Genomic DNA, 10,338 nt, shown 5'->3' with positions numbered 1-10,338 from the left:
CCCCCCCAGCCGATCTACGAAGTCGTCACCTGCGCGCTGGAACCCGGTGAGATCAGGACCGACACCGACTTCACCATGAACGTCGCGCACGGCCCCGAGGCCCTCGGCGAGGCCGAGACGGTGATCGTCCCCGCCGCCGAGGAGGACTACGAGGAACGCCCGCACGCACCGCTCGACCCGGAGCTGGCCGCCGCCATCGCGCGGGTGCGGCCTCGGACGCGGGTGGCCTCCATCTGCACCGGGGCGTTCGTGCTCGCCGCGGCCGGGCTGCTCGACGGGTGCCGGGTGACCACGCACTGGAAGTCCGCCGGGTACTTCCGGGCCATGTACCCGCACATCGACCTGGACCCCGACGTGCTCTACACCGACAACGGGCGTGTGCTGACCGCCGCCGGGGTCGCCTCCGGCATCGACCTGAGCCTGCACATGATCCGCACCGACCACGGCGCGGCCGTCGCCAACGAGGTGGCCCGCAACACCGTCGTCCCACCCCACCGGGACGGCGGCCAGGCCCAGTACATCCGGCACCCGGTCCCGGCCCCGGAGCGCTCGGCGACCGCCCGGGCCCGCGCCTGGGTCCTGGACCACCTCCACCTCCAGCCGAGCCTGAGGGAGATGGCCGAGCAGGAGTCGATGAGCGTACGTACGTTCACCCGCCGCTTCCGTGAGGAGGTGGGGCAGTCGCCGGGGAAGTGGGTCACACAGCAGCGCCTGGACCGGGCCCGTCAGCTCCTCGAGGAGTCCGACCTGTCCGTGGACCGGATCGCCGCGGAGGCCGGGTTCGGGACGGCCGCGTCGCTGCGCCAGCACATGCACGTCGAACTGGGCGTGTCCCCCAGCGCCTACCGGCGCACCTTCCGGGGGACGGTGGCCGCGGCCTGAACCGCCCCCTCGCCGGGTCCCGCCGTGCCCCGGGCGGGTGGGGCGGGACGCTCCGCACACGCGAACGCCGGGACGGTGCCCGAGCACCGTCCCGGCGTCGCGTTCACCCGGGTCCCGTTCAGGGAAGGACCGGGCCGATCCGGTAGAGGGTCTCCTCGTGGTGGCCCCCGCCGAAGTCCGCGCTGGAGAAGAGCACGCTCTTGTCCACCGGGGCGCCCCAGCGCTTGGCGAAGCGCTTGAGCACCATCACGATCGGGGTGTTCTCCTCCGACACGGTCGCCTCCACGTATCTGGCGCCGTCGAGGATCTGCTCCTGCACGGCGTGGTCGAAGAGCTTCACCCCGAGGAAGGGGATGCCGTGCCGGGGCTTGACCGCCTCCTGCCAGACGAAGTACGTGTCGGGCCGATCCGGTCGGCGGTAGCCGCTGAGGAAACCGATGACCTCGCCGTCGAGCTCGGCCACCAGCGAGGTCCGCGCGAAGTCGCGGAACCAGATCATGTAGTAGTACTCGCTGTTGTTGTCGAGTTGGTCGGACTCGTCCACCAGGTGCCAGACGGCGCGCGCGTCGGCGGGCTCGGGGCGGCGGAAGACGACGCGGTCGCGCGCGGCGGCGGGGGTGGCGGGTGCGTCGATCGTGACGGTCATGCGGACTCCCTGTTCTGGGTGGGGGGTGATGGTCGTCGTCGCGGTGCCGGCAGGGTCAGGAGCCGGTCGCCTCGGTCAGGAGGGGGTAGGCGCCGTTCTCGTCGTGGTCCTCGCGGCCGGTGACGGGCGGGTTGAACACGCAGATGAAGCGCGAGTCCTTGGTGGGGCGCAGCGTGTGCCGCTCGTGTCCGTCGAGCAGGTACATGACGCCGGGGGTGATCCAGTGCTTCTCACCGGTCTCGTCGTCGGTGAGCTCCATCTCGCCCTCGACGCACAGGACCGCCTCGTAGTGGTTGGCGTACCACAGCGACGTCTCGGTGCCCGCGTACACGGTGGTCTCGTGCAGGGAGAACCCGACGCCCTCCCGGGCGAGCACGATCCGCTTGCTCTCCCAGGTGCCCTTGGCTCCCTTGACGTGGCGTTCGGTGTCCTCGATCTCGGCGAAGGAACGGACCAGCATGGTGACCTCTCGGGGTTGGGGGGTGGTGGTGACGGCCGGCTCGGGCGCGCGGCGCCCTCGACCGGCGGTGGTGGGCGGTGGGCGGGATCAGGCCGCGGCCGCCCGCGCGGACAGGACGAAGTCGGTGAGGGAGTCGACGGACTCGAACGCCTCGATCTCCAGGTCCTCGGGCTCGACCTCCAGCCCGATGGACTCCTCCAGGGACATGAGGACCTCCAGCATCGAGGTGGAGTCCAGGTGCAGGTCGTCGAAGAGGCGGACGGTGCCGTCCAGGTCGGCGACCTCGCGCTCCAGGGCCTCGGACAGGGCGGCTTCGAGGGCGGTGACGACGTCGTTGCGCTGCATGGGTTTTCTCCCTGTGTGGTGTGACGGCCCGGAGGGGCCGGGTGCGGTCGTGCTCGGTTCTCGTGGTGCTTGTCGTTGGCGGTGCTCGGTGTTCGCGGTGTTCGCGGCCGGGACGCTCAGGCGCGCCCCGAGGCGGAGATCAGGTCGGCGAGCCTGGCCCGGTCGATCTTGCCGTTGCCGTTGGTGGGCAGGTCGTCGAGGCGGACGCAGATCCGGGGGACCTTGAACTCCTCGATCTCCTGGCGCATCCGCTCCAGGACCTCCTCCTTGGGGATGCTGGAGATGACGGCCAGCTGGGCGGGGCGCCCGTCCGCCGGGGGCAGGACGATCGCGGAGTCCACCCCCTCGACGCGGTGCGCGGCGGCCTCCACCTCGGTGGCGCTGACCCGGAAGCCGCGCTCCTTGTAGATGTCGTCCCTGCGGCCGTCGAAGTACAGGTAGCCGTCCTCGTCCACCCACCCGTAGTCGCCGGTGCGCAGCTCGGGGAAGAGCCCGTCGCGGCGGTGGAACCGCTCGGCGGTCAGCTCCTCGCGCCGCCAGTACCCCGCCATGACGTTGGGTCCCCGGACCACGATCTGGCCGGTCTCCCCGGAGGGAAGGCGCTCGCCGTCGGGGCCGATCACGAAGATCTCGGTCCCGTCCAGGGGCAGCCCGCACGAGCCGGGCCGCTCCAGGTCGCCGTCGGGCGGCATGATGGCCGCGCGCTTGCACTCGGTGAGGCCGTACATCACCTGCACGCGCAGATCGGGCAGGGACGCGCGCAGCGAGGACACGGTCTTCTCCGACAGGGCCGCGCCGGTGTTGGTGAGCAGGCGCAGCGACGTGGGGCGGCGCTTGCCGCGGGCGGCCAGCCAGGCCAGGCGGTCCGAGACCGCCGGGACACCCGCCAGGACGGTGGCCCCGCTCTCGATCAGGCTGCGCAGCAGGGGCGGTCCGGCCTCGGCCGGGGAGCCGAAGCGCAGCCGGGCCCCGGCGAGCATCACCAGGTAGACCTGGTAGAGGCCGTAGTCGAAGGACACCGGCAGGGGGCAGTAGACGGTGTCGTCCGACCGGTAGCCCAGGCGCTTCTGGATCGCCCGGGCCGCGAACAGGATCTGCTGGTGGGTGCTGACCACGGCCTTGGGCCGGGACGTCGTGCCCGAGGTGTAGATCATGCAGACCGGATCGACCTCCAGTACCGGGCAGGTCCGGTCCGGCGGCGGCGTGGCCTCCCCGGTCCCGTCCGGTGCGGCGGGGGCCGGTGCGTCGGCGAGGGCGAGCAGGTCGCGGGTGGTGAGGAAGTCGGCCCCGGCGGCCCCGGCCTCGTCCCTGACGTCGTCGGTGTCACAGACCACGACCGAGGGCTCGGCGTCGTCCAGGACGTGGGTGAAGGCTCCGTCGCGCACGCTCTCGTGCAGGAGGCTGAACACCGCGCCCGCCCGGGAGACCGCGAAGAGCGCCGCGGCGGCGGCCAGGGGGTCGCCCGTGCGCACGGCCACGCGGTCGCCGCGCCGCAGTCCCCGGGCCCGCAACCGGCGGGCGATCCGGGAGCTGGCGGAGGCCAGTTCCCCGAAGCTCGCCGTCCGGTCGCCGGCGCCCAGGGCGGGGGTGTCCGGATCCCGTCGGGCCGCGTCGTCGAGCAGGTCGTGCAGGAGTCGCGGTTCGGTGCTCATCGGGTCTCCTTCCTGGTCACGGCCTCGCGGGGGACCACGGTCGTCGCGGTGGCCGAGCACACCAGCTGCGGTTCGGGCAGGAGTCGGGCCGCGCTGGGGCGTGTTCCGGGGTCGGCGCTGATCACCTTGAAGGCGCTCAGTTCGACGACCCTGCGCAGGCGGGTCCGGCGGACCAGCCGTCCGTGGACCTCCAGGTAGTCGCCGGGGGCGACGGGGGCGGTGAAGCGGACGTCGGAGTAGCCGGAGAGCAGGCCCTCGTCGCCGTCCTCGCGGACGGTGATCTCGGTGACCAGGTCGCCGAACAGGCGCAGCACCCGGGCCCCCTCCACCACGCCCCCTCCGTAGTAGGCGTCGCTCTCGCTGAGCCGTACGCGCAGGGAGGCGGTCGTGGGCTGGTCCTGGTCCTGGTCCGTCGGCGGCGCGGCGGCGGGCGCGATCGGATCGTCGGTGGCGGTCGGCATGTGCTGCTGTCTCCTTGTCAGGTTCGTGTGTGGTCCGTGCACAGCGCCACGGCGACCACGACGTCGTTCTTGTGTGAGATCGACAGGCTCACGCGGGGCAGTCCCATCGCGGCGGCGGCGCCGAGGAAGACCACGCGCGGCGCGCCCTCCCCGGTCCGGGCCACCCGGATGTCGCTCATGGCCACGCCCTGGAGCATCCCCCTGCCCAGGGCCTTGAGGACGGCCTCCTTGGCGGCGAAGCGTCCGGCGAGGAACTCCGTACGGCGGTGCGTCCCCATACCCTCGGCCTCCGTCCGCTCCTCGGGCGCGTAGCAGAAGCGGAGGAACCAGGGGCGGCGCAGCAGGCGGTCGAGTTCGCGGCGGTCGAGGACGTCCACGCCGACGCGGAGGGCGGCCGGGGGAGCGGGGTCCGGGGGACGGCGGGCTCTCGCTCCGTTCATCGGAGTCGGACGAGGCGCTGCCTGCCCAGCAGGTCCTCGGTCGTGTCCGGCACCCGGATCAGGTGGGCCCGGCCCCGGTGGACGAGGACCTCGGCCGGGTAGCCGTGGCTGAGGAACAGGCCGGGGGAGGCGGTGGGACCGTAGGCGCCCGACCGGCCGATGCCGACCAGGTCGCCGGGGCGGATCTCTGGCAGGGCCGCCTTCTTGACGATGAGGTCGTTGGGGGTGCACAGCGGCCCGGTGACGGAGTACCGGTGCGTGGCCGGGGCCTCGGGCGCGCCGAGGTGGCGTACCGGGAAGTCGCGTTTGACGAAGCTGCCGATGCCCACGGCCGCCATGTGGTGGTTGGTGCCTCCGTCGGCCACGGCGAAGAGCTCGCCCATGGACTCCTTGACCTCGCGGATCCGGACCACGTAGGTCCCGGCCCGGGCGGTCAGGAAGCGTCCGGACTCCATCATCAGCCGACAGCGGGGGTTGCGTTCGCGGAAGCCGGCGACGACCTCGTGCATCCCCTGGCGCAGCCCGGCCATGTCGGGGTCGCTCTCGCCCGCGAAGTAGGCCACGCCGAGTCCGCCCCCGAAGTCGACGGCCTCCAGGTCGATGCCCAGGTCGGCCGCCAGGGACTCGGCCAGGCCGAGGATGCGTTCGGTGTTGCCCACGACGCTGGCGTGGTCGAGGAACCGCGTCCCCATGTAGGCGTGGACACCGGTGACGCGTACTCCGGTGAGGTCGGCGAGACGGTGTTTGGCGTCGCGGACCGCGGCCTCGTCGATGCCGAACTGCCGGGGTTTGCCGCCCATGGCCAGACCCTGGCCCTTGGCGGTGAAGGACGGGTTCACCCGCAGCATCACGGGGAAGGGCGCCGAGCCGCTCCGCCTGACCAGCGCGTCGACCCGTTCCACCTCCTCGAGTGACTCGCACACCAGCGCCGCGATCCCGGAGTCGACGCACGCCCGCAGCTCCTGGTCGGACTTCCCGGGGCCGAGGAAGATGATGTCCGAGGGCGCCACCCCGGCACGGAGCGCGGTCACGAGCTCGGTGTGCGAGCTGACCTCGGCTCCGGCCCCGAGCGAACCGAGCAGCGCGCAGACGCTGATGTTCGGGTTGGCCTTGAGCGAGTACATGATGTCGACGCCGTCGGGGAGCGCCTGTCTGAGCTGGGTGTGGGACTGTTCGAGTACGTCGGCCTCGTAGACGAAGAGCGGGGTTCCGAACTCCTCCGCCAGTCCGGCGTAGTCGGTCCCGGGGGACTCCGTGGTGTGCACCGTTGACCTTCCGTCGGGTTGGGGTGTCGCGCGCCGTCGGCCGCGCCTACTGCCAGCCGGAGTCGTCGGACTGCCAGCCCGAGTCATCGGCCGCGTTGGTGTACACGGTCGGGGCCTCCGTCGACTGTCCGGAGAAAGGAATTGTGAAGGCTATCGAAAGAATTGCGAAACCCGCGGCGGAGAAGGCGGAGATCCTGGCGGCCATGGTACTTCCCTTCATTTCTTCGGTGTGCCTTGCGATGTGTTCATTATGGGCACCCGCTTTGGCTGAAGTGAAGGATTCGCCGCTGTCCTAAACGGTCCATGGCCCTTTTCGTCCACGGCTCTGTGGGGTTCTGGGCGCCCGTTCGGCTCAGGGGAGGATGCCGTCGATGAGGGGGACCTCGCACCTGAAGAGCTGGTATTCGTCCAGTTCAGGGTGGGTTCCAGTGGTCCTGTGCCAGATCCGGGCGGCGGTGTGCTCGGCGTCGGCGAGGCTGCGGGAGCGCAGGAAGAGTCCGATGGTCGGGTCCGTGTCGACCCTTCGGTGCACGCTGACGTGCTCCAACCCGTCTCCTGATTCCGCTGCGCATTCGACCATTTCCCTGACGTAGTCGGGAAAGCGTTCGCGATGGGGGTGGAGAAAGGTCAGGTGGACCAGGTACATGTGTGACCTCGGCTTTATCGACATCCCTGCGGCGGCGAGGGTTTGCGTAGCCCCGGGAGATACGCGCGAATCCCGGTGGGGGGAGGCGCCTTTCGGGGGCGAACGGGGCGCCACCGGGCCGCGGACACCAGTCTTCAGCGCGCTTGCCCGCCCTGACAGTGGCTTGAAGGTCAACGTGCGCAAGTTTCCGGCCAGCACTGTCGAACCCGTCCGCGGGGTGTCGTTCCGGGGGCGGAGGCCCGCCGCGGCGCCGCCCCCGGATCGGATCAGTTCTTGAGGAACTCCAGCAGGTCCCGGTTGAACCTCTCCTTGTCACCCGGGACGAGCGCGATGCCGTGGGACGCCCCCTCGTAGACCTTCAGGGTGGCGTCCGGGACGATCTGGGCGGTCTTCCGGCCGGTCGCGTCGATGGGCACCACCTGGTCGTCGTCGCCGTGGACCACCAGGGTCGGCACGTCGAAGCGCCGCAGGTCGTCGGTGAAGTCCGTGTAGCCGAAGGCGTCCACACACGCGACTCCGGCCTGGATGGACTGGTGCATGGCCATGAACCAGAAGGCGTCCCTGTTGCCCTGGGTGACCTTGTTCCCCGGGCGGTTGCCGCCGAAGAATCCCTCGGCGGTGTCCTTCCAGAACTGCGAACGCTCCTTGACGATGCCCTCCTTGATCCCGGTGAGCACGGCGTCGGGCACCCCCTCGGGGTTGTCCGGAGACTTGGCCATGATCGGGGGCACCGCGGACAGTAGGACGGCCTGGCGGACCCGGCCCGTGCCGTGCCGACCGATGTAGCGGGCGAGCTCCCCACCACCCATCGAGTGGGCCACCAGGGTCGCGTCCCGCAGGTCCAGGTGGTTCATGAGGTCGTTGAGGTCGTCGGCGAAGGTGTCGAAGTCGTATCCGTGCCAGGGCTGGTCGGAACGGCCGTGACCGCGCCGGTCGTGCGCGACCCCCCGGAAACCGTTGTCCGCCACCCACTTCATCTGGTCGTCCCAGGCGTCGGCGTTGAGCGGCCATCCGTGGATGAACACGACCGGGCGTCCGTCTCCCCAGTCCTTGTAGTGGATGTCTACGTTGTCACGCGTGGTCATCGAAGGCATGTGAACTTCCTCGACAGGTGTGCGGTCGACAGTGGGCGGCGTCCGCGCCGCGAGTGGCGGCTGAGCCCGTAACAGGACAGCACGGAGAGTGAGGGGTCGCTGTTCAGGGGGGGCAAGGTCGCGTAAATCCTTCTCCAGTTCTGGTTCCGGCGTCGGGCCGGGCGCGCTCGGCCCGCTCCGGAGGACAGGCGTACGCTGGGAAGATGCGCACCGAGCCGGTGACCATGTTCCTCTGCGGCGACGTGATGCTCGGACGCGGCGTGGACCAGATCCTGCCGCACCCCGGTGACCCGGCGCTGGAGGAGTGCTACGTCCGGGACGCGCGCGGCTACGTCGAACTGGCCGAGCGGGCCAACGGGCCGATCCCGCGCCCCGTCGACTTCACCTGGCCCTGGGGTGACGCGCTCGGCGTGCTGGAGGACGCCTCCCCGGACGTGCGGATCCTGAACCTGGAGACCAGCGTGACCCGGGACGGGGAGTTCGCGCCGGGCAAGGGGATCCACTACCGCATGCACCCCGACAACCTCCCGTGCCTGGCCGCGGTGCGTCCGGACGTGTGCTCCCTCGCCAACAACCACGTCATGGACTTCGGTCCGCGCGGCCTGGAGGACACGCTCGACTCCCTGTCCACCGCGGGACTGCGCTTCGCGGGGGCGGGGCGCGGCGCGGCGGCGGCCCGCGCCCCGGTGGCGGTGGACCTGGACGGGGGCGGGCGGGTCCTGGTCGCCGCCTTCGGGACCACGTCGACCGGTATCCCGCCGGCCTGGTCGGCGCGTGAGGACCGGCCCGGGATCCACCTCGTGTCCGAGAACGCGGAACTGGGCGCCCCCGGAGTCGTCGAACGGGTGCGCCGGCAGCGCGGCCCGCGCGACGTGGTCGTCGCCTCGGTGCACTGGGGCACCAACTGGGGCTACGACGTCACGGAGCAGACGGATCTGGCCCACGCGCTGGTCGACGGCGGTGTGGACGTGGTGCACGGCCACTCCTCGCACCACCCCCGGCCGATCGAGGTCTACCGCGACCGGCTCGTCCTGTACGGCTGCGGCGACTTCGTCAACGACTACGAGGGCATCCAGGGCTACGAGCGCTACCGGGACGACCTCCGATTGATGTACCTGGTGTCCGTCGACCCCGGCAGCGGGCGGCTGCTCTCCCTGCGGATGGTGCCCCTGAGGTCACGGCGGATGCGACTGGAACCGGCCTCCCCCCAGGACGCGTGGTGGCTCCAGGAGGTCCTCGACGACGCCTCCCGCGACCTCGGCTCCCGGGTCGTCCCCGAGGGCGGCGGACTCGCGCTGCGGTGGACCTGACCCGTCACACGCGGGTGAGCTCGCCGAACTCCTCCAGGATGCTCTCCCCGGTGTCCACGAAGGCGGCCACGGCCTCCTCCGCCTGCTCCAGTGTCACGTCGAGCCCGGCCGAACCGGTCTGCTCCATCCAGAGCGTGGGCGACCCCCCGCGCGTGTCCCACATCATCTGGAGGGACTGTCCGCTGCCCAGCCCCCGGAAGATCATGAACGATCCGTCGACCGGGGTGAGCCGGTACATCGCCTCCCGCCACGTGCGGTCGGCCACGTCCGTCGGCGTCTGCCGCCAACCGAGCACCGGCCACCGCTCCTCGTGGTGTTCCAGACGGACCACGGGCGCGCCTCCGCCGGTCGTCTGGCCGTCGGGCGCACCCGGGTACCGGGCGGCGGAACCGAACCGGGCTGCTGACCGGCGGCGCGGTCACGCGCGGGGTCGTGGGGCGGGGCCCCAGCGCTCGCGGATGAGCCGTGAGCGGTGGTCGGCGCGCCGCACGGCGGTGACGATGATGATCACCAGGCCCCCGACGAACCCCAGGAGACCGATTCCGAGGAACGACCCGAAGGCGAGCACGAGCTTGCCGCCGAACGACGTGCCGTGCTCCAGGTCGGCGACGGCGTAGCGGTCCTCGGCGGAGGCGCCGGTGACGCCGCACTCGACGACGTACTCACCCGGCTCGCGCGTGTCGATCTCGCCGTAGAGGCTCCAACCGCTGTCCCCGGAGGAGACCCGGTACTCGTTGTCCACCGGGGTGATGAGCTGATCCCACTCCGCGAACGCGTAGGGCGCGGAGGTCACCTCGCAGGCGTCGCCGGTCGTCGAGTGCGAGACGTAGAGGCCCCAGGCGTCCTCCTCACCCTCGGCCACCTCGAAGGACATGGTCCCCCCGCCGTCGACCTCGGCCGCGAACTCCGGGAGTCGGACCGCCGTGAAGAAGATCGAGGCGAACACGCCGATCGCGAGCGCGATGCTGAGCGGGATGGTGAGCCCACCGAACCAGAACCAGCGCGCCTTGGGACGCAGTTCCCTCCCGTCGACCGTGGCGACGGTCGGGGGAGCACCGTAGGGGGCGGAGTGAGGATTGGGGTACATGCGTGCGATTCTGTCATCTCGTGCTGACTTTTCGTGCACCCGTCACGCCG

At 71.2% G+C, this 10,338-nt stretch carries 14 protein-coding genes; 2 read left to right on the top strand and 12 right to left on the bottom strand.

All coding sequences use genetic code 11. The features are described 5' to 3' along the window. Positions 1 to 882 (top strand): GlxA family transcriptional regulator (locus tag D471_RS0122905; protein ID WP_017600779.1); only part of this gene is annotated, 882 nt, incomplete at its 5' end. Positions 883 to 1,000: 118 nt separating this feature from the next. On the opposite strand, the gene ectA is transcribed toward D471_RS0122905, so the two are convergent. The 10 genes from ectA to D471_RS0122855 all read right to left on the bottom strand — a co-directional run bounded on the left by ectA (position 1,001) and on the right by D471_RS0122855 (position 7,882). Next, positions 1,001 to 1,528: a diaminobutyrate acetyltransferase gene (gene ectA, locus D471_RS0122900; protein ID WP_017600778.1), complete on the bottom strand. Its 528-nt coding sequence runs from the start codon at positions 1,526 to 1,528 to the stop codon at positions 1,001 to 1,003. 55 nt (positions 1,529 to 1,583) lie between these two features. Further along, complete coding sequence (locus D471_RS0122895) at positions 1,584 to 1,988, bottom strand: ectoine synthase (RefSeq protein WP_017600777.1); 405 nt, start codon at positions 1,986 to 1,988, stop codon at positions 1,584 to 1,586. A gap of 87 nt (positions 1,989 to 2,075) precedes the next feature. Continuing rightward, complete coding sequence (locus tag D471_RS0122890; RefSeq protein WP_017600776.1) at positions 2,076 to 2,333, bottom strand: acyl carrier protein; 258 nt, start codon at positions 2,331 to 2,333, stop codon at positions 2,076 to 2,078. 116 nt (positions 2,334 to 2,449) lie between these two features. Next, the gene (locus D471_RS0122885; RefSeq protein ID WP_017600775.1) at positions 2,450 to 3,985 is read right to left on the bottom strand and encodes a class I adenylate-forming enzyme family protein; all 1,536 of its coding nucleotides are present in this window, start codon (positions 3,983 to 3,985) and stop codon (positions 2,450 to 2,452) included. Then, positions 3,982 to 4,446, bottom strand: a complete 465-nt coding sequence (locus D471_RS0122880) for a hypothetical protein (protein WP_017600774.1) — start codon at positions 4,444 to 4,446, stop codon at positions 3,982 to 3,984. The genes D471_RS0122885 and D471_RS0122880 overlap by 4 nt, the downstream gene beginning before the upstream one ends. 17 nt (positions 4,447 to 4,463) lie before the next feature. After that, complete coding sequence (locus D471_RS0122875; protein ID WP_017600773.1) at positions 4,464 to 4,886, bottom strand: holo-ACP synthase; 423 nt, start codon at positions 4,884 to 4,886, stop codon at positions 4,464 to 4,466. Beyond that, positions 4,883 to 6,151 carry a type III PLP-dependent enzyme gene (locus tag D471_RS0122870; RefSeq protein WP_017600772.1) on the bottom strand — a complete coding sequence of 423 codons (1,269 nt, stop codon included), beginning with the start codon at positions 6,149 to 6,151 and terminating at the stop codon, positions 4,883 to 4,885. Before D471_RS0122870 ends, D471_RS0122875 begins: the two co-directional genes overlap by 4 nt. A 46-nt stretch (positions 6,152 to 6,197) precedes the next feature. Then, positions 6,198 to 6,356 (bottom strand): hypothetical protein, encoded by a 159-nt coding sequence (locus tag D471_RS41380; RefSeq protein ID WP_017600771.1) that lies wholly within the window; start codon positions 6,354 to 6,356, stop codon positions 6,198 to 6,200. 147 nt (positions 6,357 to 6,503) lie between these two features. Next, on the bottom strand, positions 6,504 to 6,698 hold the full coding sequence (locus tag D471_RS35680; RefSeq protein WP_152486402.1) for a hypothetical protein: 195 nt from the start codon (positions 6,696 to 6,698) through the stop codon (positions 6,504 to 6,506). A 365-nt stretch (positions 6,699 to 7,063) separates the two neighbouring features. Beyond that, positions 7,064 to 7,882, bottom strand: a complete 819-nt coding sequence (locus D471_RS0122855; RefSeq protein WP_017600769.1) for an alpha/beta fold hydrolase — start codon at positions 7,880 to 7,882, stop codon at positions 7,064 to 7,066. Positions 7,883 to 8,094: 212 nt separating this feature from the next. On the opposite strand from D471_RS0122855, the gene D471_RS0122850 reads away from it, so the two are divergent. Then, entirely contained in the window at positions 8,095 to 9,201 is a 1,107-nt protein-coding gene (locus D471_RS0122850) for a CapA family protein (protein ID WP_017600768.1), read from the top strand. A gap of 4 nt (positions 9,202 to 9,205) precedes the next feature. Here the strand turns inward: D471_RS0122850 and D471_RS0122845 are convergent, their stop codons facing one another. Further along, positions 9,206 to 9,532: a hypothetical protein gene (locus D471_RS0122845; RefSeq protein WP_017600767.1), complete on the bottom strand. Its 327-nt coding sequence runs from the start codon at positions 9,530 to 9,532 to the stop codon at positions 9,206 to 9,208. 87 nt (positions 9,533 to 9,619) lie between these two features. After that, positions 9,620 to 10,288, bottom strand: coding sequence for a hypothetical protein (locus tag D471_RS35675; protein ID WP_017600766.1), 669 nt, complete (start codon positions 10,286 to 10,288; stop codon positions 9,620 to 9,622). Positions 10,289 to 10,338 lie beyond the last annotated feature (50 nt).

The organism is Nocardiopsis lucentensis DSM 44048 (assembly GCF_000341125.1).
In the GTDB taxonomy this organism is placed as follows: domain Bacteria; phylum Actinomycetota; class Actinomycetes; order Streptosporangiales; family Streptosporangiaceae; genus Nocardiopsis; species Nocardiopsis lucentensis.
Note: the sequence above shows the minus strand (reverse complement) of the source record. Positions and strands in the feature narration are given on the sequence as shown.

Coding starts and splice junctions, on each gene's coding strand:
- D471_RS0122880 (WP_017600774.1), bottom strand. CDS start 4,446: ATGCCGACCGCCACCGACGATCCGATCGCGCCCGCCGCCGCGCCGCCG.
- D471_RS0122850 (WP_017600768.1), top strand. CDS start 8,095: ATGCGCACCGAGCCGGTGACCATGTTCCTCTGCGGCGACGTGATGCTC.
- D471_RS0122895 (WP_017600777.1), bottom strand. CDS start 1,988: ATGCTGGTCCGTTCCTTCGCCGAGATCGAGGACACCGAACGCCACGTC.
- D471_RS35675 (WP_017600766.1), bottom strand. CDS start 10,288: ATGTACCCCAATCCTCACTCCGCCCCCTACGGTGCTCCCCCGACCGTC.
- D471_RS0122875 (WP_017600773.1), bottom strand. CDS start 4,886: ATGAACGGAGCGAGAGCCCGCCGTCCCCCGGACCCCGCTCCCCCGGCC.
- D471_RS0122855 (WP_017600769.1), bottom strand. CDS start 7,882: ATGACCACGCGTGACAACGTAGACATCCACTACAAGGACTGGGGAGAC.
- D471_RS41380 (WP_017600771.1), bottom strand. CDS start 6,356: ATGGCCGCCAGGATCTCCGCCTTCTCCGCCGCGGGTTTCGCAATTCTT.
- ectA (WP_017600778.1), bottom strand. CDS start 1,528: ATGACCGTCACGATCGACGCACCCGCCACCCCCGCCGCCGCGCGCGAC.
- D471_RS0122890 (WP_017600776.1), bottom strand. CDS start 2,333: ATGCAGCGCAACGACGTCGTCACCGCCCTCGAAGCCGCCCTGTCCGAG.
- D471_RS0122885 (WP_017600775.1), bottom strand. CDS start 3,985: ATGAGCACCGAACCGCGACTCCTGCACGACCTGCTCGACGACGCGGCC.